Origin of the sequence: Aeromonas bivalvium (genome assembly GCF_000819765.1) — a bacterium.
Classification (GTDB): Bacteria; Pseudomonadota; Gammaproteobacteria; order Enterobacterales; family Aeromonadaceae; genus Aeromonas; species Aeromonas bivalvium.
In genome coordinates this window covers 167,504-190,452 of sequence record NZ_CDBT01000010.1, presented here as the reverse complement: position 1 = coordinate 190,452, position 22,949 = coordinate 167,504, and the positions used below count along the sequence as shown (strand labels likewise).

20 protein-coding genes and 1 pseudogene are annotated in these 22,949 nt (G+C 61.9%); 14 read left to right on the top strand and 7 right to left on the bottom strand.

Going from position 1 to position 22,949, the window contains the following annotated elements:
• Positions 1-668, top strand: a 668-nt coding sequence (locus BN1119_RS19770; RefSeq protein ID WP_157438616.1) for an IS3 family transposase, incomplete at its 5' end; no start/stop codon positions are given.
• A gap of 35 nt (positions 669-703) precedes the next feature.
• On the opposite strand, the pseudogene BN1119_RS04425 reads toward BN1119_RS19770, so the two are convergent.
• Positions 704-1,123, bottom strand: a pseudogene (locus BN1119_RS04425) (cation transporter); the annotation flags it as partial.
• A 169-nt stretch (positions 1,124-1,292) separates the two neighbouring features.
• Here BN1119_RS04425 and ydiJ point away from each other — a divergent pair.
• The 5 genes from ydiJ (at position 1,293) to BN1119_RS04400 (ending at position 8,942) form a co-directional block, all read left to right on the top strand.
• On the top strand, positions 1,293-4,364 hold the full coding sequence (ydiJ, locus tag BN1119_RS04420) for a D-2-hydroxyglutarate dehydrogenase YdiJ (RefSeq protein ID WP_041994498.1): 3,072 nt from the start codon (positions 1,293-1,295) through the stop codon (positions 4,362-4,364).
• Positions 4,364-4,852, top strand: coding sequence for a hypothetical protein (locus BN1119_RS04415; protein WP_041994496.1), 489 nt, complete (start codon positions 4,364-4,366; stop codon positions 4,850-4,852). Before ydiJ ends, BN1119_RS04415 begins: the two co-directional genes overlap by 1 nt.
• Before the next feature lie 130 nt (positions 4,853-4,982).
• Positions 4,983-5,432 (top strand): hotdog fold thioesterase, encoded by a 450-nt coding sequence (locus BN1119_RS04410; RefSeq protein WP_041994494.1) that lies wholly within the window; start codon positions 4,983-4,985, stop codon positions 5,430-5,432.
• Between the two features lie 192 nt (positions 5,433-5,624).
• Complete coding sequence (locus tag BN1119_RS04405) at positions 5,625-7,505, top strand: DEAD/DEAH box helicase (RefSeq protein ID WP_041994492.1); 1,881 nt, start codon at positions 5,625-5,627, stop codon at positions 7,503-7,505.
• A gap of 174 nt (positions 7,506-7,679) precedes the next feature.
• A complete protein-coding gene (locus tag BN1119_RS04400) occupies positions 7,680-8,942 on the top strand; it encodes an MFS transporter (RefSeq protein WP_041994490.1) in 1,263 nt (420 codons plus the stop codon).
• Between the two features lie 219 nt (positions 8,943-9,161).
• Here the strand turns inward: BN1119_RS04400 and ahpF are convergent, their stop codons facing one another.
• The 3 genes from ahpF to BN1119_RS04385 form a co-directional block, all read right to left on the bottom strand.
• Complete coding sequence (gene ahpF, locus BN1119_RS04395) at positions 9,162-10,745, bottom strand: alkyl hydroperoxide reductase subunit F (protein WP_041994487.1); 1,584 nt, start codon at positions 10,743-10,745, stop codon at positions 9,162-9,164.
• 110 nt (positions 10,746-10,855) lie between these two features.
• The gene (ahpC, locus tag BN1119_RS04390) at positions 10,856-11,422 is read right to left on the bottom strand and encodes an alkyl hydroperoxide reductase subunit C (protein WP_041994485.1); all 567 of its coding nucleotides are present in this window, start codon (positions 11,420-11,422) and stop codon (positions 10,856-10,858) included.
• A gap of 617 nt (positions 11,423-12,039) precedes the next feature.
• Positions 12,040-12,516, bottom strand: coding sequence for a CBS domain-containing protein (locus BN1119_RS04385; RefSeq protein ID WP_041994483.1), 477 nt, complete (start codon positions 12,514-12,516; stop codon positions 12,040-12,042).
• Positions 12,517-12,745: 229 nt separating this feature from the next.
• On the opposite strand from BN1119_RS04385, the gene queA reads away from it, so the two are divergent.
• The 7 genes from queA (at position 12,746) to nlpI (ending at position 19,850) form a co-directional block, all read left to right on the top strand.
• Positions 12,746-13,813, top strand: coding sequence for a tRNA preQ1(34) S-adenosylmethionine ribosyltransferase-isomerase QueA (queA, locus tag BN1119_RS04380; RefSeq protein ID WP_041994481.1), 1,068 nt, complete (start codon positions 12,746-12,748; stop codon positions 13,811-13,813).
• A 119-nt stretch (positions 13,814-13,932) separates the two neighbouring features.
• Complete coding sequence (gene tgt, locus BN1119_RS04375; protein ID WP_041994480.1) at positions 13,933-15,066, top strand: tRNA guanosine(34) transglycosylase Tgt; 1,134 nt, start codon at positions 13,933-13,935, stop codon at positions 15,064-15,066.
• Positions 15,067-15,123: 57 nt separating this feature from the next.
• Complete coding sequence (gene yajC / locus BN1119_RS04370) at positions 15,124-15,456, top strand: preprotein translocase subunit YajC (protein WP_041994478.1); 333 nt, start codon at positions 15,124-15,126, stop codon at positions 15,454-15,456.
• Positions 15,457-15,474: 18 nt separating this feature from the next.
• On the top strand, positions 15,475-17,328 hold the full coding sequence (gene secD / locus BN1119_RS04365; protein WP_041994476.1) for a protein translocase subunit SecD: 1,854 nt from the start codon (positions 15,475-15,477) through the stop codon (positions 17,326-17,328).
• A 10-nt stretch (positions 17,329-17,338) separates the two neighbouring features.
• Entirely contained in the window at positions 17,339-18,283 is a 945-nt protein-coding gene (gene secF, locus BN1119_RS04360; protein ID WP_041994473.1) for a protein translocase subunit SecF, read from the top strand.
• Positions 18,284-18,444: 161 nt separating this feature from the next.
• Complete coding sequence (locus BN1119_RS04355; RefSeq protein WP_041994470.1) at positions 18,445-18,813, top strand: rhodanese-like domain-containing protein; 369 nt, start codon at positions 18,445-18,447, stop codon at positions 18,811-18,813.
• 89 nt (positions 18,814-18,902) lie between these two features.
• Positions 18,903-19,850, top strand: coding sequence for a lipoprotein NlpI (gene nlpI, locus BN1119_RS04350; RefSeq protein WP_280136465.1), 948 nt, complete (start codon positions 18,903-18,905; stop codon positions 19,848-19,850).
• Between the two features lie 69 nt (positions 19,851-19,919).
• Here the strand turns inward: nlpI and BN1119_RS04345 are convergent, their stop codons facing one another.
• Positions 19,920-20,792: a U32 family peptidase gene (locus BN1119_RS04345; protein ID WP_041994468.1), complete on the bottom strand. Its 873-nt coding sequence runs from the start codon at positions 20,790-20,792 to the stop codon at positions 19,920-19,922.
• An 11-nt stretch (positions 20,793-20,803) separates the two neighbouring features.
• Positions 20,804-21,799 carry a ubiquinone anaerobic biosynthesis protein UbiU gene (ubiU, locus tag BN1119_RS04340; protein ID WP_041994465.1) on the bottom strand — a complete coding sequence of 332 codons (996 nt, stop codon included), beginning with the start codon at positions 21,797-21,799 and terminating at the stop codon, positions 20,804-20,806.
• A gap of 185 nt (positions 21,800-21,984) precedes the next feature.
• Here ubiU and ubiT point away from each other — a divergent pair, with 185 nt between their 5' ends.
• On the top strand, positions 21,985-22,509 hold the full coding sequence (ubiT, locus tag BN1119_RS04335; protein WP_041994462.1) for a ubiquinone anaerobic biosynthesis accessory factor UbiT: 525 nt from the start codon (positions 21,985-21,987) through the stop codon (positions 22,507-22,509).
• On the opposite strand, the gene BN1119_RS04330 is transcribed toward ubiT, so the two are convergent.
• Complete coding sequence (locus BN1119_RS04330) at positions 22,468-22,875, bottom strand: hypothetical protein (protein ID WP_041994459.1); 408 nt, start codon at positions 22,873-22,875, stop codon at positions 22,468-22,470. The genes ubiT and BN1119_RS04330 overlap by 42 nt on opposite strands.
• Between the last annotated feature and the right edge of the window lie 74 nt (positions 22,876-22,949).

Here is a 22,949-nt window from a genome sequence, read left to right as displayed (position 1 = left end):
TCTGGGCGCTGTTACGGCGTCAGTCTGAGGCAACAGAACAACCTGTGGTAAACGCTAAGCGGGTATATCGCGTCATGCGCGAACATGGCTTGCTGCTGGAAAGAAAACCAGCTGCACCATTGGCCCAGCAGGCACATAAGGGGCGTGTTGCCGTCAAGGAGAGCAATCGACGGTGGTGCTCAGATGGCTTCGAGTTTCGCTGCGATAACGGTGAAAAACTACGTGTCACGTTCGCCATGGATTGCTGCGATAGGGAAGCGTTGGACTGGGCGGCCAGTACTGGGGGTTACGATAGTGACACTGTGCAAGATGTCATGCTGAGGTCTGTCGAACATCGCTTTGGGGATTCGTTGCCGGCATCACCGGTGGAGTGGCTGACTGATAATGGCTCGGCGTATCGAGCCCATGAGACCCGCGCGTTTGCACGAGAAATCGGGTTGGAGCCCAGAACGACAGCAGTGAGAAGCCCACAGAGTAACGGTATAGCGGAGAGCTTCGTGAAGACGATGAAGCGAGACTATATCGAGATGATGCCAAAACCGGATAGCCGAACAGCGGTAGGCAATTTGGCTATCGCGTTTGAGCATTATAACGAGCACCACCCGCACAGCGCCTTGGGATACCGTTCACCACGGGAATTTCTGCGCAGTCGGGTATCACAACCCTAAGCGGGAAAAGTGTCTGGACCTATGGGGTCAAATCCAATGAGATAGATGAGGCCGCAAAAGAAGGTGCAGACGGCGGCATAGATGAGGGCGTGGCCGAGGTCTATCTCCCGTCCCCCTTCGAGCAGGGAGGTGATGCCGCCATAGAGGGCGCCGAGGCAGAGCAGCAGTATGATGGCGCCGTTGATGACGTTGGCGATGGGTTCGAAGTGGGCGTAGCCGTATTGAAAACGGGTATCGGAAGGGCGGGTGACCAGGTAGGCGGTGATGAGCCCCAGGCCCGTCATGCCCATGCTGAACAGGGTGAAGATGCCATCGAGCATGATGGCGTTGGATCCGACGAAGAGGCCATAGCCGATGCCGAAGATGGCAAAGGTGATGCAACCAAACAGCGACAGGGTCAGCGCCTGTTTCTCGGTGCGAACCAGCGTACTGATAACATGGCTGTAATGAGCCATAAAAGTCCTCCTTTCAAATGGTGAAGATTGAACGCGCAAGCGGTTTTCTAGCTGATATACTGCCCGCTCACATGTGAGCGGACTGGTTCGGACACCCGCAAAGAGGCAGCCCCGAACAGTCGTTGTCGCCGGAATGCCGGCATCAAGCAAAGGATGGGAACAAGGATTCATGATCCCGAGACTCGATTACCAGGACAGTTTGTCACCTACAACCCTGCAGTTTCTTGAGTTGCTGGCGCGATCAGCATTTCGTGGTGATATCGAAAAGTCTTATGCAAGCCGGTTGGCGATGGCGACGGATAACAGCGTCTATCAGGTCGTACCTCAGGCGGTTCTCTATCCGCGCAGCGCGGATGACATAGCGGTGATGCTCAAGCTGGCCCAGGGGCCCGAGTACGCGACCTTGAGTTTCTTCCCTCGCGGCGGCGGTACCGGCACCAATGGTCAATCCTTGGGCGGCGGCATTATCGTCGATCTCTCCCGCCATATGAACCAGATCATGGAAATTAATCTGGAAGAGGGTTGGGTGCGGGCCCAGGCCGGGGTGGTGAAGGATCAGCTCAACGCCTACCTCAAACCTCACGGCTACTTCTTCTCGCCGGATCTCTCCACCTCCAACCGCGCCACCCTGGGCGGCATGGTCAACACAGACGCCTCCGGGCAGGGATCTCTGGTGTACGGCAAGACCTCGGATCACGTGCTGGGGCTCAAGGCTGTGCTGGAGAACGGCGACATCATGGCGACCGAGCCGGTGACCGGCCAGCGGCTGGCGGACAAGCTGGCCCTCGATAGTCGGGAAGGGGAGATCTACCGCACCCTCTATCGCATCGGCAAGGAGAGGCGCGCCGACATAGAGGCCACCTTCCCCAAGCTCAACCGCTTTTTGACCGGTTACGATCTCAAGCACCTCTATATTCCAGAGAACGACACCCTGGACGTGAGCCGGGTGCTGTGCGGCTCGGAAGGCTCTTTGGGCTTCATCACCGAGGCTCGCCTCAACATCACCCCCATCCCGCGCTACCGCACCCTGGTCAACGTCAAGTACGACAGCTTCCCCTCCGCCTTGCGCAATGCCCCCTTTATGGTACAGGCCCACGCCCTGTCGGTGGAGACGGTGGACTCCCGGGTGCTGGGGCTTGCCCGCGCCGACATCATCTGGCACTCGGTGAAGGATCTCATCCAGGATGTGCCGGGCAAGGATCTGCAGGGGCTCAACATCGTCGAGTTTGCCGACACCGACGAGGCTGAGCACAAGGCCAAGGTGACCGAGCTGTGCCGGCGCATCGACGGCCTGCTGGCGAGGGGCGAGGCGGGGATCATCGGCTACCAGGTGTGCGACCACCTGCCGAGCATCGAGACCATCTATGGCATGCGCAAGAAGTCGGTGGGGCTGCTCGGCAACGCCGAGGGGCGCAAGAAGCCGGTGGCCTTTACCGAAGACACCGCCGTGCCGCCTGAGTCACTCGCGGACTTTATCATGGAGTTTCGCGCCCTGCTGGACGGCCACGGCCTCGACTACGGCATGTTCGGCCACGTCGATGCCGGGGTGCTGCACGTGCGCCCGGCACTCGATCTGTGCGACCCCGAGCAGGAGGTGCTGCTGCGTCGCATCTCGGATCAGGTGGTGGCGCTGACCGCCAAATACGGTGGCCTGATGTGGGGGGAGCACGGCAAGGGCTTTCGCTCCGAATACAGCCCCGCTTTTTTTGGCGAATTGTGGGAAGAGCTGCAGCGGGTCAAGGGGGCGTTCGATCCGGGCAATCGCATCAACCCGGGCAAGATCTGCATGCCTTACGGCAGCGGCGCCGAACTGGTGTCGGTGGACGGGCCCAAGCGCGGCAAGTTTGACCGCCAGATCCCGATTGCGGTGCGCGAGAGCTACACCCGGGCGCTGGATTGCAACGGTAACGGTCTGTGTTTCACCTTCGAGACCGACTCCCCCATGTGTCCCTCGGTCAAGATCAGTCGCGATCGCCGCCACTCCCCCAAGGGGCGGGCCGGCCTGATGCGCGAATGGCTGCGCCAGTTGTCGGAGCAGGGCTTCGATCCCCTTGCCGAAGAGGTGGCGCTGCAAAGCGGCGGTCTGCGCTTCAAGCAGATAGTCGACAAGTTCCGCAACACCCTGGCCCGCGCCCGGGGCGAGTATGACTTCTCCCACGAGGTGATGGAGGCGATGGAAGGGTGCCTCGCGTGCAAGGCGTGCACCAGCCAGTGCCCCATCAAGGTGGATGTACCCACCTTCCGTGCCCGTTTCATGCAGCTCTATCACAGCCGCTATCTGCGCGGTCCCAAGGATTACTTCGTCGGCACGGTGGAAAGCTATACCCCCTTGCTGGCCAAGGCCCCCAAGCTGGTCAACTTCTTCCTGGAGAAAGAGTGGGCTCAGAAGGCGACCGAGAAGAGCATCGGCATGGTGGATGTGCCGCTGCTCTCAGTGCCGACCCTGGCCGAGGAGCTGCGGGACCACCGCGCCCGCTATTTCGATCTGCCGGGCCTGGAGGCCATGAGCCCAGAGCAGCGTAAAAAAGTGGTGCTCATCGTGCAGGATCCCTTCACCAGCTACTACGACGCCCCCGTGGTGCGGGATCTGGTGAAACTGGCCAGCAAGCTGGGCTATCAGCCCTACCTGCTGCCGTTCAAACCCAACGGCAAGCCCCAGCACGTGAAGGGCTTCCTGCGCGCCTTCGCCCGCACCGCCGCCAGCAGCGCCCAGTTCCTCAACAAGGTGGCGGCGCTCGGCATCCCCATGGTGGGGGTCGATCCCTCCCTGGTGCTCTGTTACCGGGACGAGTACGTGAAGGCGCTCGGCCCCGCCCGCGGCGATTTCCAGGTGCTGCTGCCCCAGGAGTGGCTGCTCTCTGTACCAGCAGAAACGCTGCCGGCCCCCAGGGGGGACACCGTCGAGCAGGCCGAGGCAGAGTCCTGGTATCTGTTTGCCCATTGCACCGAGAAGACCGCCAAACCCACTACCCACGGCGACTGGAGCACCCTGTTCGGCCGCTTCGGTGCGCGTTTGCAGCCGGTGTCGGTGGGCTGCTGCGGCATGGCGGGCACCTATGGCCACGATGCCAAGCAGGTGGAGAACTCCAGGGGTATCTACTCCTTAAGCTGGGCCGAGCCCCTTGCACGCCTGCCCAAAGATCGTTGCCTGGCCACCGGCTATTCGTGTCGCAGCCAGGTCAAGCGGATGGAGGGGGAGAAGCTCAAGCACCCGCTGCAGGCCCTGCTGGAACTGCTCTGATGCTGCGTTTCCCCAAGGGATTTCGGGTGCCAAAGGCCTATCGGCACCCGCACTTTCTGCTGCTGCCTGCCAGCCCGAGTCAGGCGGTGGTGGAGTTCGTCGCCATGCTGCGCGAGCGCGAACAGCTCCATCAGCTGTTTCGCCCTGATGACCTCTGGCCCTCCAATAGTTTCAGTCTGAGCCAGCACGAGGACGATCTGGCGTGGCAGCGCTCCGAGTTTCTGGCCAAGCGCTCCTTTGCCTATGGCCTCTGGAGTCCGGACAGGGAGCCCGAATTCTGGGGCGGCGTCTACCTCTACCCTTCGGTGCTGCCGGAGGTGGAGGTGGAGCTCTTCTTCTGGAAACAGGCCGAGGCCCCCATCACGGATGCCGAGCTGGAGGTCGAGCTGCGCGCCTGGCTTGGCAAGGTGTGGCGCTGGTCCGAGCCGCGTCTGCCGGGGCGTGATGTCCCCTGGATGGAGTGGCCCGGGGTGACCTACCCCTGGTGAGCCTCACTCCAAGACAAGATGCCCTGGATGCCCGGTGTGGGCATCTTTTTTCCGACCTTTCTCGCCGACACGGCTGTTTAGGCGACATGGCCCCTGATAACCCATTGTTCAAAGAAGGAGTCTTTCCGTCATGAATCAAGAAAACGCCCCCATCTGGCGCAAGCCCATGAGCCTGGAGGGGCTCAACGCCAGCTCCCGCAATACCCTGATGGCCCACCTCGATATCGTCTACACCGCCTTTGGCCCCGACTGGCTGGAGGCCACCATGCCAGTGGATCACCGCACCCATCAGCCGCTGGGTATGTTGCACGGCGGCGCCTCCGTGGTGCTGGCGGAGACGCTGGGATCGCTGGCGGCCAACATGGCGGTGGGGGAGGAGAGCTATTGTGTGGGGCTGGAAGTCAATGCCAACCACCTGAGGGCCAAGCGGGAAGGGGTGGTGACGGGGCGCTGCACGCCGCTCCATCTGGGGGCGACCACCCAGGTGTGGCAGATAGAAATAAGAGACGAACGAAGCCGTTTGCTCTGTACCAGCCGACTCACCATGGCGGTGCTCAAACACAAGCGGGACAAGGGTTAAGGCGCTGCCCGACTCGCCATCACGCACCATGAGTGAAAAATAAGCAAGCCATAGTCGCGAGATCCCTCTATAATTGCCAACGTCTTGAGACACCTATCACATTTTTCAAGACAGCAGAACAAAGTGGCGCTATAATCGCCGCCTTTTGCTATTCCGCGGTGTTTAGCCGCCTGCCTTAATCTGGAAGAATCTATGTCTGATACCGAACAACTGCCCCTTTTTAGTGAGCTTGGACTGGCCGCGCCCGTATTGAAAGCGCTGCAGGACGTGGGCTATGAGCGCCCGTCCCCCATCCAGGCCGCAGCAATTCCCCACCTGATGGCGGGACACGATCTGCTGGGGCAGGCGCAAACCGGTACAGGGAAGACCGCTGCTTTTGCCTTGCCTCTGTTGTCTCGTCTGGAAGCCGGTAACCGCAACACCCAGATCCTGGTGCTGGCGCCGACCCGCGAACTGGCCCTGCAGGTGGCCGAGGCGTGCCAACGCTATGCCCACCACATGCCCGATTTCCACGTGCTGCCCATCTACGGCGGCGCCTCCTACGAAACCCAGACCCGCGCCCTGCGTCGCGGTGCCCAGGTTGTCGTGGGTACCCCGGGCCGCGTGATGGACCTGATCCGTCGCAAGAACCTGGATCTCTCCGGTCTGAAAGCCCTGGTGCTGGACGAAGCGGACGAAATGCTGCGCATGGGCTTCATCGACGACGTGGACTGGATCATGGATCAGTGCCCGGCCGGTCGTCAGGTTGCCCTCTTCTCCGCCACCATGCCGGAGCAGATCCGCCGCGTGGCCCAGAAGCACCTGAAGCAGCCCAAAGAGATCAAAATTGCCTCCAAGACTGCGACAGCGACCACCATCCGCCAGCGTTACTGGCAGGTGACCGGTCTGCACAAGCTGGACGCCATGACCCGTCTGCTGGAAGTGGAATCCTACGAAGCCCTTCTGGTGTTCGTACGTACCAAGAACGCGGCCGAAGAGCTGGCAGGCAAACTGGCCGCCCGTGGTCACGCCTGTGAAGCGCTGCACGGTGACATTCCTCAGAAGCTGCGTGAGCGTACCGTTGACAAGCTGCGTCAGGGCCAGCTGGACATCCTGATCGCCACCGACGTGGTCGCCCGCGGTCTGGACGTCGAGCGCATCACCCACGTGGTGAACTACGACATTCCCTACGACACCGAATCCTACGTTCACCGTATCGGCCGTACCGGCCGTGCCGGTCGCAAGGGCGAAGCCATCCTGTTCGTGGCACCGCGCGAGCGCCGCATGCTGCGCGCCATCGAGCACGCCACCCGTCAGGCCATCGAGCCGATGAAGATGCCGAGCACCGAGGACATCAACCAGCACCGTCTGGCCAAGTTCAAGGAGCGCATCCGCGAAACCATGATGGGTGAAGAGCTCGAGATCTACCACAACCTGGTGAACGAGCTGATCGAAGAAGATTCTGCCGATCCGCTGGAGCTGGCTGCTGCACTGGCCAAGCTGGTACAGGGCGATCAGCCGCTGCTGCTGGATGACTCCATCCCGGATCCGGTGTTCAACGCTGGCAACGATCGCGGTGGCTTCGAGCGTCGTGACTTCAACGACCGTGGCGGTCGTGACTTCGGTGACCGTGGCGATCGTCCGGCCCGTCGCATGCCGTCCCTGGAGCCGCGTCCGCTCAAGGACAACCCGGACGTGGAGATGGAGCGCTACCGCGTCGACGTGGGTGCCCATCACGGCGTCAAGCCGGGCCAGATCGTCGGTGCCATCGCCAACGAGGCGAACATCGAGAGCCGCTTCATCGGCAACATCGACATCGCCGATGACTTCTCCACCGTCGACCTGCCCAAGGGCATGACTGCCGACGTGCTGGAAGTGATCAAGAAGGCCCGGGTCTGCCAGCGTCCGCTGCAGATCACCCGCTACACCGAAGTGCCTGCCGGTGGCAGCACTGGGGCTCCGCGTCCGTACCGCAATGACCGTCCCTTCAACAAGGACCGTCGTCCCGGCGGCGATCGCCCCTTCAACAAGGATCGCCGTGAAGGCGGTTTCAACAAGGATCGCAAGTTCGGTGGCAAGCGCCGCGACAGCTAAGCCTTGATACCCTTGCCAAGAGGCCGCTCATCGAGCGGCCTTTTTTATTGATGTCGCGCGCAAGCCCCGGATGTGGCCAGACACTCGGATCCCGGTGGCGGCCGCTTCGGGTTGAAGCCACCGCCATTTGTCCGTAGCCTGTATGGTTTTGGCACGGCAGAAAGGGAGCGGGATATGGTGGCGACGAGATGGCAAGGGGTGGTCTCCCCGCTGATGAGTCTGGTGATCTTCATCCTGGGTCACGGTCTGATGAGCACCCTGCTGACGGTGCGGCTCTCGGCCGAGCAGGTGGATGCCCAGGCCATCGGGCTGGTCTCTGGCACCTATTTCGCCGGTCTGGTGCTCGGCTCCTTCGTCAATGCGCGCCTCATCGTACGGGTGGGCCATATCCGCGCCTATGCGGCCTATGCCTCCCTCATCTGCACCCTGACCCTGCTCCACGGCCTCGTCGTCGATCCCTGGGTCTGGGCCGGGCTGCGCCTGCTGGGGGGCTTTGCCACCGGGGGCCTGTTCGTGGTGCTCGAATCCTGGATGCTGGTCTCCAGCACGCCGCGGGACAGGGGCAAGCTGATGTCTCTCTACATGATACTGCTCTACGGGGCCCTGGCCGCCGGCCAGCTGCTGCTCAAGGTGATCGATCCCATGGTGCTGGCGCCCTTCGCCCTGTGCGCCATGGCTGCCTCCCTCTCCGTGATCCCCCTGGCCCTCTCCCGGGTGGCCATGCCCACCATGATCCAGCCCCAGCAGGTGGGCTTCTTCGAGCTGTTTCGCCTCACTCCGGCCGGGATGTGGAGCAGCCTGAGCTCAGGGCTCATCCTGGGGGCCATCTATGGTCTGCTGCCCCTCTATTTCACCGACAACGGCTATGGTCTGGAGCGGGTCGCCAACATGATGGCCGTGGTGATCCTGGGGGGCATGTGCCTGCAATACCCCATAGGGCGAGTGTCGGATCGCCTCGACAGGCGCCTGGTCATCGGCCTGCTGAGCGCGCTGCTTGCCCTGGTCTCCCTGCTGATGGTGATCCTGCCGGCGCCCCAGCCCGACTGGCTGGCGACGGGTCTCATCTTCCTGTTTGGCGGCCTGGCCTTCTCCATCTACCCCCTGAGCCTCAGCCACGCCTGCGACGAGCTCAAGCCGGATCAGGTACTGGGAGCAAACCAGGGACTGCTGCTCGCTTACAGCCTGGGGGCCATGGTAGGGCCTGTGCTGGCGCCGAGTGCCATCCAGCTGTTCGGCCCTCAGGGCCTGTTCGCCTACTTCTGCCTGTGCGGGGCGCTGTTGACCCTGTTTCTGATCTGGCGTCAGCGGGTGCGGGCGCCGGTGCCCCTGGCCGAGCATCAGCAGTTCATCCCTGTGCCCCCGAACACCCCCATGACCGCCGAGCTGGAGCCCAGACCCGATGTTGAGCTGACCCAGGCACAGGGCGAAGCGAGCTGATCCTGTAGCAGGGACAGGCCTCGGATGGCCCAGGCAACATAGATGGGGTGGGGGACGGGCGCGTGAAGCATCCAGATAAAGAGGTCGTCATGCAGACCGGGCGGCGGGTCATGAGCCAGGGGAGCTGGCCCTGACAAGGGGACGAGTGGGGGTCGCCCTGCCAGCAAGACAATAAAAAAACCGGTGCCTGGGCACCGGTTTGCGATCGAGGGGAAGGGATCAGGCCAGGGCCGGCTCCGCGCTCGCCACCTGGCTGGGCTCAGGGGTGCGAATGAGGTAATCGAACGCCCCCAGGGCGGCGGTGGCACCAGCCCCCATGGAGATGATGATCTGCTTGAACGGCACAGTGGTGGCGTCCCCTGCGGCGTAGACGCCGGGCAGGGAAGTGGCACCCTTGGTGTCGATCTCGATCTCGCCAAAGCGGGTCAGGGCGATTTCGCTGCCTTTGAGGAACTCGGTGTTCGGTACCAGGCCTATCTGGACGAAGATACCGGCCACCGCCAGGTGCTTGATTTCGCCTGTGGTGCGATCCTCGTAGTCCATGCCCACCACCTTGCTGCCGTCGCCGATGACTTCCGTGGTACGGGCGCTCATGATGATGTCGATGTTGGCCATGGAGCGAGCCTTCTTCTGCAGCACCTCGTCGGCGCGCAGGGTATCGGCGAACTCCACTACTGTGACGTGCTCGACGATGCCGGCCAGATCGATGGCCGCTTCTATGCCGGAGTTACCGCCACCTATCACCGCCACCCGCTTGCCCTTGAAGAAGGGGCCGTCACAGTGGGGGCAGTAGGCTACGCCCTTGGTGCGGTATTCGAGTTCACCCGGCACGTTGAGATCGCGCCAGCGGGCACCGGTCGCCAGGATCACGGCGCGGCTCTTGAGGGTGGCACCGGAGGCGAGATCCACGTTGACGTAACCATCCTTGCTGATGGCCGCGGCGCGCTGCTCGGTGATCACTTCCACGCCGTACTGCTTGACGTGCTGCTCCAGGCTGGCGGCCAGCTTGGGGCCCTCGGTGTAGGGCACGGAGATGAAGTTCTCGATGCCGACGGTGTCCATCACCTGGCCGCCGAAGCGCTCGGCGACGATGGCGGTACGAATGCCTTTGCGGGCGGCATAGATGGCCGCTGCGGCGCCGGCCGGGCCACCGCCCACCACCAGCACGTCGTAGGGGGCTTTTTCGTTGAGCTCTTGCGCCTTGCGCTCGGCCGCGCCTGTGTCGAGCTTGGCCACTATCTCTTCGAGGGAGGTGCGGCCCTGGCTGAACGGCTGACCGTTCAGGTAGACGTTCGGGACCGCCATGATTTGACGCTCGTTCACCTCGTCCTGGAACAGGGCACCGTCGATCATGGTGTGACTGATGCCGGGGTTCAGGGTGGCCATCAGGTTCAGGGCCTGTACCACGTCCGGGCAGTTGTGGCAGGAGAGGGAGATATAGGTCTCGAAGTGGAACTCGCCCTTGAGGTTCTTCACCTGCTCCAGCACGGCCGGATCGGCCTTGGAGGGATGGCCGCCGCTTTGCAGCAGGGCGAGCACCAGGGAGGTAAATTCATGACCCATGGGAATGCCGGCAAAGTGCACGCGCGGGGCCTGGCCCTGGGGCGCGATGCTCATGGAAGGCTTGCGGACATTGCTGCCATCAGTCATGGCAATCTTGGGGGACATTTCGGCTATCTCGCTGGCCAAGGCCAGGAGCTCGGCGGATTTGTCGCTGTCATTGCCGGACACGCTGATCTCGATGGGATTGACGATGTACTGCAAGTAACCGTTGAGTTGTTGTTTGAGGTTGGTATCTAACATGGTCGAATTCCTTCTTGCTGAATGCGGGTCGGCACTATGAACGGATACAGAAAACAGAGGACCAGAAAGCAGACCGGCCCTTGAACGGGCCGGTCTTGGGAGCGGGAGGCTTAGATTTTGCCTACCAGATCCAGGGACGGGGCCAGGGTGGCGTCGCCTTCTTTCCACTTGGCCGGGCACACTTCACCCGGGTGGGAGGCAACGTACTGGGCAGCCTTGACTTTGCGCAGCAGCTCCAGGGCGTCACGGCCGATGCCGCCAGCGTTGATCTCGACGATCTGGATGACGCCTTTCGGGTCGATGACGAAGGTTCCGCGGTCAGCCAGGCCAGCTTCTTCGATCATGACGCCGAAGTTGCGGGTGATGGCACCGGTCGGGTCGCCGATCATCGGGTACTGGATCTTGTTGATGGTGTCGGAGGTATCGTGCCACGCCTTGTGAGTGAAGTGGGTGTCGGTGGATACGGCGTAGATCTCGACGCCCAGCTTCTGGAATTCGGCGTAGTTGTCGGCCAGGTCACCCAGTTCGGTCGGGCAAACGAAGGTGAAGTCAGCCGGGTAGAAGAAGACCACGGACCACTTGTCTTTCAGGTCACGTTCGGAAACCTCAACGAATTTGCCATTGTGGTAGGCGGTAGCGGTGAACGGCTTGATCTCGGTATTGATATAGGTAGACATCTATTTGCTCCTGTGAATCCCTGGTGCAACGATTTGCGACCCCGGGTTAGTTGACTTGGGCCATGATAGGGGCATGTCCCAATCGATTAAAGCGGCAATTATGAATCGGACAAATCTGTTTTTTAGATTAACCATCCTGCCTGTACCCAGGATGAATATACCGATCAATTATGAATAAACATATGTTTTACAAAGATAAGCTAGATATTGCATCCCTCTTTTCCCCCGCAAGCAGGAAGACCCTTGCTCGCCTGGGACGGGTGAGGAACCAGAGACATACTGCTCGTGGCAAGGGGTCGGTTGCAAGGGGGAAGCGTATCAGGGGGGCAGGGGGTGGCAGATAAAAAAATCCCGGCGCAGGGGCCGGGCTATCAAAACAAGGAATGGCAATAAAAATAAAGACTTGGGGTGTGCAAACGTGCGGATGATGAGAGGAGGCTGATTGGCTGCACACACCACAGCATCCCCTCGGCAATTTTGCAGGGGGGATGATAGTGTGACCAAGGTCACATTGCAACCCTGTTTTGTTGTTTTGTTACCATAATGGGCCGCTAAATAGGGGGTGCTGGTGATTAAATGACCTTTTTATAGTCATTTCTGTAATTTTATTACTTTGCTCAGGTCCGGTTCCACTCGCCCTCATCCAGGCTGTCCGAGGTCGGTGGCTCGCGCTCTTCCATCAGTTCCAGCAAATTGATGGCCACGGCGATGAGATCCGACTCTGTCACTATGCCTATCAGCACCCCCTTGTCCTGTACCGGCAGGCAGCCGTATTTGTGGCGTTGCAGATAGAGGGCCGCCTCCTTGATGCCGGCATGGGGGCTGACGCTGGCCACCTTGCGGGTCATGATCTCCTCGAGGCGGACGCTGTCGGTGAACTCGGCCTCCCGCTCCGGGTCTATCAGCAGCAACTTGGACTCCCGGGTCGCCAGGATATCGGTGAGGGTCACCAACCCCAGCAGCTGTTGCTGTTCATCGACGATGGGGATGTGGCGGATCCGCTCCTGCTGCATCAGATCCATCGCCTGCTTGACGCTGTTGTCCGGCCCCAGGGTGAAGGGCTGCTCTGTCATTATCTCGCTCAGGGTCATCATGGGCGCCTCCAATGGCTGATGTCATGTGCCTGAGTTCACCCTAGCCCAGGGGCCCGGGTTGCAACATGATCGGGGTCAAGGGGAAAGGGGATAGCCGGCTGAGGGGGACGGCCGCGCCAGGCAGGCCTCTACCCCTTGTATCCCTTGTGTTTTTGGCCTTTTCGGTTGCCATGCCTGTGGGGGATAACTAGACTAGCCGCCGATCCTATTGCCAAGCCAAGTAGTCACGATGCAAGTATCCGATTTTTCCTTTGAGCTGCCTGACGCCCTGATTGCCCGCTATCCCATGAGCGAGCGCAGTGCCAGCCGTCTGCTGCAACTCGATGGCGACAGCGGCGCCCTGCGCCACGGCCAATTTGTCGACCTCCTGGATAGACTCCACCCAGGGGATCTGCTGGTGTTCAACAACACCCGGGTCATTCCGGCTCGCATGTTTGGCCAGAAGGCCAGCGGCGGCAAGCTGGAGGTGCTGGTGGAGCGCATCCTGGACGAGCACAGCGTGCTGGCTCACGTGCGCTCCTCCAAGTCCCCCAAGCCAGGTACCCGCCTCATCCTGGAGGGCGGCCCCGACGGGGAGAAGGTGGAAGCCGAGATGCGCGCCCGCCACGATGCCCTGTTCGAGATCCACTTCCAAGACCCCCGCCCGGTGCTGGAGATCCTGGAGGCCATCGGCCACATGCCGTTGCCCCCCTATATCGACAGGCCCGACGAGGACGCGGACAAAGAGCGTTACCAGACCGTCTACAACGCCAAACCAGGCGCGGTGGCGGCGCCCACCGCCGGCCTGCACTTCGATGAAGCCCTGCTCGAGCAGATCCGGGCCAAGGGGGTGGAGCTGGCGTTTGTCACCCTGCACGTGGGGGCGGGCACCTTCCAGCCGGTGCGGGTGGACAAGATTGAAGATCACCACATGCACTCGGAATACGCCGAGGTGCCCCAGGAAGTGGTGGACGCCATTGCCGCGACCCGTGCCCGGGGCGGCCGTGTGATTGCCGTGGGCACCACCTCGGTACGATCCCTCGAGAGCGCCGCCAGGGTGACCCTGGCCCAGGGCAAGCCGCTGGCACCGTTTTTCAGCGACACCGACATCTTCATCTTCCCGGGTTACGAGTTCCAGCTGGTCGATGCCATGATCACCAACTTCCACCTGCCCGAATCGACCCTGATCATGCTGGTCAGTGCCTTCGCCGGGTACGATCACGTGATGGCGGCCTACCGGGTGGCGGTGGCCGAACAGTACCGTTTCTTCAGCTACGGGGACGCCATGTTCGTCACCCGTCGCCGGGCACAGGCTTGAGCCTGGCCCTTCAGAAGCCGTTCAGGGTCTGCTTGTCAGTATGCCGGTCGGCTTCTTCATTACCGGGCCCGTGGGGCCCTTTGTTGTCAGACTGTTTCTCTGACTGATTAGAGGTAGCAATGAAATTTGAACTGAAAACCACAGATGGGCGCGCCCGTCGCGGCCAGCTGGTGTTCGAGCGCGGCACGGTACAGACCCCGGCCTTCATGCCGGTCGGCACCTATGGCACCGTCAAGGGGATGACCCCGGAAGAGGTGCGCGAGACCGGCGCCCAGATCCTGCTCGGCAACACCTTCCACCTCTGGCTGCGCCCAGGCCAGGAAGTGATGCGCGCCCACGGCGATCTCCATGACTTCATGAACTGGCAGGGTCCCATCCTGACCGACTCCGGCGGTTTCCAGGTGTTCAGCCTGGGTCACATCCGCAAGATCACCGAGGAGGGGGTGCATTTTCGCCATCCCATCAACGGCGAGAAGATCTTCCTCGACCCCGAGAAGTCCATGGAGATCCAGTACGATCTCGGCTCCGACATCGTGATGATCTTCGACGAGTGCACTCCGTACCCGGCTACCTACGAAGAAGCGCGCAAGTCCATGGAGATGTCCCTGCGCTGGGCCAAGCGTTCCCGCGACAAGTTCGATGCCCTGGGCAACAAGAATGCCCTGTTTGGCATCATTCAGGGCTCGGTCTACGAGCCGCTGCGTGACGTGTCGCTGGACGGCCTGCTGGACATCGGCTTTGACGGCTATGCGGTCGGCGGTCTGGCGGTGGGTGAACCCAAGGAGGACATGCACCGCATCCTGGATCACGTCTGCCCGAAAATCCCGGCCGACAAGCCCCGCTACCTGATGGGGGTGGGCAAGCCCGAAGATCTGGTGGAAGGGGTGCGCCGTGGCATCGACATGTTCGACTGTGTCATGCCGACCCGCAACGCCCGCAACGGCCATCTGTTCACCACGGACGGCGTGGTCAAGATCCGCAACGCCAAGTATCGCGAGGACACCAGCACCCTGGATGCGGACTGCGACTGCTACACCTGCAAGAATTACACCCGCAGCTATCTGTACCATCTGGACAAGTGCAACGAGATCCTGGGTGCCCGTTTGAACACCATTCACAACCTGCGTTATTACCAGCGGGTGATGCAGGGTTTGCGGGACGCGATCGAGCAGGGTAAATTAGACGACTTTGTGACTGAGTTTTATCGTCGGCAAGGGAAGGCCGTGCCTCCATTAGCTGAAGAAAACGTGTAATAACAACAACGTATCAGCGCGTTGTGTCTTGTATCTACATCAATAAGAGGTTGTTAAATGAGCATTATCTCTAAAGCGTATGCTGCCGGTGAAGCGGCCCCCCAGGGTGGCGGCATGGAAATGATCATCATGCTGGCCGTGTTTGGCCTCATCTTCTACTTCATGATCTACCGTCCGCAAGCCAAGCGCGTGAAGGAACACAAGAATCTGATGAGCTCATTGGCCAAGGGTGACGAAGTGCTCACCTCCGGCGGTCTGGTTGGCAAGATAGTCAAGGTCTCCACCGAGAACGACTACCTGGTGCTGGCCCTGAACGAGCAGACCCAGGTCACCATCAAGCGTGATTTCGTCACCGCCGTTCTGCCCAAGGGTTCTATCCAGTCCCTTTAATCTCCCAAGGAGCACAGCGTGTTAAACCGCTATCCGCTGTGGAAATACCTGATGGTGATCCTGGTGATCGCCATCGGTTTTCTATATGCAGCCCCCAACCTGTACGGTGAGGATCCGGCTCTACAAGTCTCCGCCAGTCGCGGTGCCGAGGTTCAGCTCAAGACGCTGGACCAGGTCAAAGCGATCCTGGATGAGGCCGCCATTCCGGTCAAACATGCCGCCTTCGAACACGGCCAGATCCTGGTGCGTTTCACCAATACCGAAGATCAGCTCAAGGCCCGCGATCTGGTCGCGACCAAGCTGGGTGACGATTATGTCACCGCGCTGAACCTGGCCCCCTCCACCCCGGCCTGGCTCGAGGCCATCGGTGCCAATCCCCTCAAGCTGGGTCTCGACCTGCGCGGTGGTGTGCACTTCCTGATGGAAGTGGACATGGCCGAGGCGCTGACCAAGCAGCAGGAGCAGATGGTGCAGGATTTCCGCACCGAGCTGCGCACCCAGAAGATCCGTTACTCCGGCGTACGCCGCAGTGGCGATCGGGTCGAGATCCTGTTTCGTGACGAGGCGGATCAGGAGCAGGCGCTTGCCCATCTGCGCCGCCAGAATGCCGATCTGGTGTTCAACAGCGAGCAGAAAGGGGATGACTTCCTGGTACTGGCCTCCCTGAGCGAAGCCAAGGTCAAGGAGGTGAAGAAGTACGCCCTCGAGCAGAACATCACCATCATCCGCAACCGGGTCAACGAGCTGGGTGTGGCCGAGCCGCTGGTGCAGCAGCAGGGTGCCGAGCGCATCGTGGTCGAGCTGCCCGGTATCCAGGACACCGCCCGTGCCAAGGAGATCCTGGGGGCCACCGCGACCCTGGAGTTCCACATGGTCGATGAGACCGCCGATCTCCAGGCCGCCGCCAATGGGCGGGTGCCGCCGAGCTCCAAGGTCTACACCGATCGCAACGGCCGCCCCGTGGTGCTGCAAAAGCGCATCATACTGACCGGTGACCACATAGTGGGTGCCCAGTCCGGTTTCGATGAGTACAGCCGTCCCCAGGTCAACATCAAGCTCGATGGCCAGGGTGGCAACAAGATGGCCAACTTTACCAAGGACAATGTCGGCAAGGGCATGGCCACCGTCTTCATCGAGTACAAGCCGGTCGGTGAACCCGGCCCCGATGGCAAGCGCAAGTTCCGCAAGCAGGAAGAGGTGATCAACGTTGCGACCATACAGTCGCGCCTTGGCAGCCAGTTCCGCATCACGGGGATCGACAACGCCAACGAGGCCCACAACCTGGCGCTCTTGCTGCGTGCCGGTGCCCTGATTGCGCCCATCCAGATCGTGGAGGAGCGCACCATAGGCCCGAGCCTGGGACAGCAGAACATAGATTCCGGCATGCAGGCCATGGGCTATGGCATGCTCGCCATCGTCATCTTCATGGCCATCTACTATCGCAAGTTCGGCCTGGTGGCCAATCTGGCGCTGGTGGTCAACGTGGTGCTGATCATCGGGCTGATGTCCATGATCCCGGGTGCCACCATGACACTGCCCGGCATCGCCGGCATCGTGTTGACCATGGGCATGGCGGTGGATGCGAACGTCTTGATCTTCGAGCGTATTCGTGAGGAGCTGCGGGCGGGACGCGGTGTGCAGCAGGCCATCAACCTGGGTTACGAGAAGGCGTTTGGCACCATTGCCGACTCCAACATCACGACCCTGATCACCTGTATCATACTGTTCGCGGTCGGGACCGGCGCCATCAAGGGCTTCGCCCTGACCCTGGCCATCGGTATCCTGGCCTCGATGTTTACCGCCATCACGGGAACACGCGCCATCGTGAACCTGGCCTGGGGCGGCAAGCGTCTCGACAAGCTGCCGATCTGAGGGAAGTGCCATGCATGAGTTATTGAAAACCGACAAAGCCATTCCCTTCATGCGCTTTGCCAAACCGGCCTCCGCCCTCTCCATCCTGTTCGTGATCCTGGCCTTTGCCAGCCTGTTCACCAAGGGACTGAACTGGGGCCTGGACTTCACCGGCGGCACCATCATCGAAGTGGGCTTCGAGCAGACCGTCGAGCTGCCCAAGGTTCGCGAGGTGCTGGAGAGCCAGGGGATAGAGGGCGCGACCGTGCAGAACTTCGGTTCCAGCCGCGACGTGCTGATCCGCCTGGCACCGGAAGAGGGGCTGCAGGCCCAGCAGCAGGGCGACAAGGTACTGGCCGCGGTCAAGACCCTGGGCAGCGCCCAGATCAAGCGGGTCGAGTTCGTCGGTCCCGCGGTCGGTCAGGAGCTGGCCGAGCAGGGGGGGCTTGCCATCCTGGTAGCCCTGCTCTGCATCCTCGCCTACATCAGCTTCCGCTTCGAGTGGCGACTCTCGGCCGGTGCCGTGCTGGCGCTGGCTCACGACGTCATCGTCACCCTGGGTTTCTTCTCCTTCTTCCAGTGGGAGTTTGACCTGACGGTGCTGGCGGCCGTGATGACGGTGGTGGGCTACTCCCTGAACGACACCATAGTGGTGTTTGACCGGGTGCGGGAGAACTTCCGCAAGCTGCGCCGTGGCGATACCGCCGAGATCCTGGATGCCTCCATGACCGAGACCCTGAGCCGGACCCTCATCACCTCGGGCACGACCCTGGTGGTGGTGGTGGCCCTGTTCCTCAAGGGGGGCACCCTGATCCACGGCTTCGCGACGGCCCTGCTGATCGGCATCGGCTTTGGTACCTACTCCTCGGTCTATGTGGCGAGCGCCTTCGCCATGTTCATCGGCATCAAGCGCGAGCACATGATGCCGACCCAGGTCGAGAAGGAAGGGGCGGATCAGCCCGATGTACTGCCCTGATCGGCACCCCTGATCCTGAAATGAAGAGAGCGCCTGCGGGCGCTCTCTTGTTTTGCATCGCCAGGCATCGTCAGGCAGGGTGACAAAGGGAGCGAGACCCCGTATCGTCACTGCGCAGCAATCATTTCCTCGCCCATTCGTCCCAAGACAAGGAGCATCACATGCAACACAGTCCCCGCTTTCTGGCCCTGATCGAGGCAACCCGTGGCCGGGTTGAAGAGACGGATGTTCATCAGATCAAGGGATGGCAGGATGAGGGGCGTCACTTTCACCTCATCGACATCCGCGAGGAGAGCGAATGGGCCCGTGGCCACCTGCCGGGGGCTCGCTACCTCGGCAAGGGGATCATAGAGCGGGACATAGAGGTCAACTACCCGGATCTGGATACCCCGCTCTATCTCTATTGTGGCGGCGGTTTTCGCTCCATTCTGGCGGCGGATGCCCTGCGCCAGATGGGATACCGGCATGTGATCAGCGTCGATGGGGGCTTTAGGGGCTGGCTCGATGCTGGATACCCTGTCGAATCCTGATTTATTTGTCGGGAAAGGGGTCAGCCACATGACAAAGGCGGACTTCCTCTTTACCATATGCCAGTCAAGGGTCTGCGTCGGAGTGTTCATTGAGCGTCAGTAAAGGGATGGGATACCTGCTCGGTGTCCTGGTATTGCTGCCCCTGTCGGGATGCAGCAGTCGTAGTCAGGTAGAGCCCCCTAAAGTAGTGCCACAGCCCACCTCGCTGGTGCTGGCGACCCCCTTGCAGGTTTCTTACCAGAGTGAGCTGGCGTTGGCCCGTCTCGGCCAGATGCTGGGGGAGATGGAGTTGACCCCGGAGCAGCGGGCCGAGCTGTTTTACGAGCGCGCCGTGGTGTTTGACCGGGTCGGGCTGCGCTCCCTCGCCAGGCTCGATTTCAACCGTGCCTTGCGGGAGAAGCCGGACTTTGCCGAGGCGTACAACTTCATCGGCGTCTATCTGGTACAGCAGCAGAACTATGACGAGGCCTACGAGGCGTTCGACTCGGCGCTGGAGCTGGCCCCGGATTACGACTATGCCTACCTCAACCGCGGCATCGCCCTCTATTACGGCAACCGGGCCTCTCTGTCGGTCTCGGACATGAAGCGTTTCTACGATGCCCAGCCCGAAGATCCCTACCGGGTGCTCTGGCTCTACCTGGCCGAGCGCAAGCTCGACGAGGCGAGTGCCATGAGCCATCTGCGCGAACACCTGCGCCAGCACGGTGACAGCGCCTGGAACTGGGATCTGGTGCGTCTTTACAGCGGCACCCTCACGCCGACCCAGCTGATGGCCAGCGTGGTGACCGGGGTGAAGGACAACCGCGAGCTGGCCGAGCGCCTGTGCGAAGCCTACTTCTACCTGGGCAAGTTCGAGCTGGCCAAGGGCAACCGCAAGGAGGCGATCAGCTACTTCAAGCTGGCGCTGGCGAACAATGTCTATGACTTCATCGAGCACAGGTACGCCCTGCTGGAGCTGGAGCTGATGGCGAGAAAGGCGGCGCAGCCGGGGGGGGAGGTCAGGCGCGAGCAGGACGGCAAGCAGCCCGCCATCTGATCTGGGATCCTTTCTCCCATGAAAAAGGCCTCATCGCGAGGCCTTTCTTGTCTCTGGCGGGGACGCCCGTTACTGCGCCAGCCGGATGCCCGGGATCTGGCGCCAGTAGCCGTTGCACTCGCGCTCCGCCGAGAGGGGCAGGGGTGCCAGCCCCTCCTGATTGGCCCGAAATCGGCTCAGCATCTCCAGGGTCTCCATCCCCTGGGGAGAGAGGCGCACCACATCCACCAGATCCTGCATCCCCGCCAGTTCGTTACCGAGGTTGTAGCAGTAGCCGGACTGGGTCTGGATGCCATTGAGGTTGAACAGTGGCTGCCCTTCCCGGCTCAGGGCCTGACGCCCTGTAGGGTTGTGGATGCAGGCCAGCTCGCAGCCATCCTTGGGTTTGTCCAGGGAGCGGGCGGTGAAGCAGCGCGCCGAGTAGGCCAGGGGCAGATAGCCGTAGGCGAAGACTTCCACCTCGAACTGCTGACGCTCCTTGCCCAGATCCTGTGCCAGCTGCACCAGCCAGTCGCGCGACAGCTCCACCGGCATCACCCAGCGCTGCATCCCTTGCTTGAGCAGCAGGCGCAGCACCTCGGCGTTGTAGACATTGATGGCGGGGCCGCAGACGAAGGGCACCCCCGCCTCCCGGGCGAGCTGGACCGCCCCCAGATCGTTGGCCTCTATCATCAGCTCGCCATTGTCGACGAGGCGCTTGAGCTCTTTGAGCTCCGACGGCGCCGAGATGAGGGCCAGGGTGGAGAGCACCGCCTGCCTGCCGCTCGCCGCGAGCGCCTTGGCGAGATCCATCCACTCATCGGCCTTGAGTTCGCGCCGCTTGGCACAGACGGTTTCCCCCAGATAGACGATATCGGCCTCGCTTTGGGCCGCCGCCTCGTAGAAGGCACGGGTCTGGGCCTTGGGCCAGTAGAACAGCAGGGGCCCGAGAGAAAATTGCATATGTGTTCCTTTTATTGCCACTTGCGGTGATAGGCGCCGAGGGTGGTCTGGCTGCCCTCGGAGACGCGGGCGAGCTGGGCATCCCACTCGGGTTTGACGTCATAGCGTTCGGGGGAGGCGAGGTAGCTGTCGATGGCGGCGCGCCACACCCGGGTCACCTGCTCCACGTAGGCGGGGCTGCGCTGGCGGCCCTCTATCTTGACCGACTGGATCCCGCTTTGAAACAGCTCGGGCAACAAGCCGAGCGTGTTGAGACTGGTGGGCTCCTCGAGGGCGTGATAGGTCTGGCCATCCACCTCGAAGCGCCCCTTGCACAGGGTCGGGTAGCCGGCGTTCTCCCCCGGGCCGTAGCGATCGATCAGCACCTCGTTGAGGCGAGATTCGAGCCCGTGCTGGGTCTCCTCCCAGCGGACGAACCTGGCGGGGGAGCAGGCCCCGACCGTGTTGGGGCTCTCCCCGGTCAGGTAGGAGGAGAGGTAGCAACGCCCCTCGGCCATGATGCAGAGGCTGCCAAAGGCGAACACTTCGAGGCCGACGTCCGTCTCCCGCGCCAGCTGTCTGACCTGATGCATGGAGAGCACCCGCGGCAGCACCACACGGCCGACGTTGAAGTGCTGCTGGTAGAAGCGGATGGCGGCGGCATTGGTGGCACTGGCCTGCACCGACACATGGAGCTCCATCTCGGGATGGCGGCGACTGGCGTAATCGAGCACGGCGAGATCGGCGACGATGAGGGCATCGGCGCCCAGGGCTACCCCCTTGTCCACCGCTTGCTGCCACCTGGCATCACCGCCCGGGTGAGCGAAGGTGTTGATGGCGATGTGCAGCTTGCGACCATGCTGGTGCACATAGTCGACCGCCTTCTCCAGCTTGCCGCCATCGAAGTTGAGACCGGCAAAGTGACGGGCATTGGTGTCGTCCTTGAAGCCGATATAGACGGCATCGGCGCCGTTATCCACGGCGCTTTTCAGAGCCGGCAGGCTCCCCGCCGGGCAGAGTAATTCCATCGGTTGTGCTCCGATAACGCAAAAGAGCCCCGATTGTATGCAGGGCGGCGGCCGCGCTTTTTGACCTGAGGCAGTTTTCGGTGGCTTTACCCAGCAAGGGTTAACCGCGCACAAGTTTGATTTTCAACAGGATCCGTCTTGCCGGCCTGTGCTTGAATGCCGCAAAACCCGAGGAGGAGAGTACCGTGTTTCAACCACTACAGCGTCGTCTGGTCGCCCAGGCCCCCCAGCTGCTGCGCCGTCCCCTGGGGATGGTGCCCTTTGCCCTGCAACGTCGACTGATGGAGCCCTTGCTGGCCCGGGTGTTCCGAGAGGCCATCGCGGACGGGGATCTCGATTTTCTGGCGGACAAGTGGCTGAAGGTGGAGGTGACGGATCTGGGACTGTGCTGGTTCATGAGTCAGCGGGAGGGGGCGCTGCTGGTGAGCGACGCCGCCCCCAGAGTCGATGTCAGCTTCAGCGGCAGCGGCAGCGATCTCATTCTCATCTCGGCGCGCAAGGAGGATCCCGACACCCTCTTCTTCCAGCGTCGCCTCAAGATCGAAGGGGACACCGAACTCGGGCTGGCGCTCAAGAACCTGATAGACAGCCTGGATCTGGCCGCCCTGCCGGCACTGCTCAGATATCCGTTGCTGGATCTGGCGCACCTCATCGAGCAGGGGCAGGTATCAGAGCAGCCGGTGGCGACGGCGCAGGGTGCTGCGCTTTAACTGAGACGCCAGGCCGTCGGCATGATGGCGATGCCTGTGTCTGGCCCAGAGGCAGCGCAGGGCCCACCCGCTGGCAAGCAGGGCCGGCCAGGTGCCCTGCTCGAGTCGGCCGAGGGCGGCGGCCAATCCCAGCCAGAGGAAGGGCTGCGCCTCATAGAACCATTTGGGGCGAAACCACCAGTGGCTGGGATAGACCACCAGATCGGTGCGTCGATAGCTGGAGCGCATCATCCAGAGCAGGGCACCACAGCCAAACAGCAGGGCGCCGCCCCCCAGCAGGAGCGGGTGAGCACCAAGGTGCAGCAACAGGAGGCCCCCGCCCAGAGAGGCGGCGGGCAGGCTTTCATACAACCAGAGTGGCAACATGCCATCAACCTGTGTGGGGTACCTATCTTGTTAGTCCCGGGGCATGGGTCAATAAGTTCCCTGCTTCCTCGAAA

Bases quoted from the DNA above. Each gene is read 5' to 3' on its own strand.
- BN1119_RS04330 (WP_041994459.1), bottom strand. From the start codon at position 22,875: ATGTTGCCACTCTGGTTGTATGAAAGCCTGCCCGCCGCCTCTCTGGGC.
- secF (WP_041994473.1), top strand. From the start codon at position 17,339: ATGCATGAGTTATTGAAAACCGACAAAGCCATTCCCTTCATGCGCTTT.
- tgt (WP_041994480.1), top strand. From the start codon at position 13,933: ATGAAATTTGAACTGAAAACCACAGATGGGCGCGCCCGTCGCGGCCAG.
- BN1119_RS04400 (WP_041994490.1), top strand. From the start codon at position 7,680: ATGGTGGCGACGAGATGGCAAGGGGTGGTCTCCCCGCTGATGAGTCTG.
- ubiU (WP_041994465.1), bottom strand. From the start codon at position 21,799: ATGGAATTACTCTGCCCGGCGGGGAGCCTGCCGGCTCTGAAAAGCGCC.
- BN1119_RS04415 (WP_041994496.1), top strand. From the start codon at position 4,364: ATGCTGCGTTTCCCCAAGGGATTTCGGGTGCCAAAGGCCTATCGGCAC.
- ahpC (WP_041994485.1), bottom strand. From the start codon at position 11,422: ATGTCTACCTATATCAATACCGAGATCAAGCCGTTCACCGCTACCGCC.
- queA (WP_041994481.1), top strand. From the start codon at position 12,746: ATGCAAGTATCCGATTTTTCCTTTGAGCTGCCTGACGCCCTGATTGCC.
- BN1119_RS04385 (WP_041994483.1), bottom strand. From the start codon at position 12,516: ATGATGACCCTGAGCGAGATAATGACAGAGCAGCCCTTCACCCTGGGG.
- BN1119_RS04410 (WP_041994494.1), top strand. From the start codon at position 4,983: ATGAATCAAGAAAACGCCCCCATCTGGCGCAAGCCCATGAGCCTGGAG.
- BN1119_RS04345 (WP_041994468.1), bottom strand. From the start codon at position 20,792: ATGCAATTTTCTCTCGGGCCCCTGCTGTTCTACTGGCCCAAGGCCCAG.
- ydiJ (WP_041994498.1), top strand. From the start codon at position 1,293: ATGATCCCGAGACTCGATTACCAGGACAGTTTGTCACCTACAACCCTG.
- BN1119_RS04405 (WP_041994492.1), top strand. From the start codon at position 5,625: ATGTCTGATACCGAACAACTGCCCCTTTTTAGTGAGCTTGGACTGGCC.
- ahpF (WP_041994487.1), bottom strand. From the start codon at position 10,745: ATGTTAGATACCAACCTCAAACAACAACTCAACGGTTACTTGCAGTAC.
- yajC (WP_041994478.1), top strand. From the start codon at position 15,124: ATGAGCATTATCTCTAAAGCGTATGCTGCCGGTGAAGCGGCCCCCCAG.
- BN1119_RS04355 (WP_041994470.1), top strand. From the start codon at position 18,445: ATGCAACACAGTCCCCGCTTTCTGGCCCTGATCGAGGCAACCCGTGGC.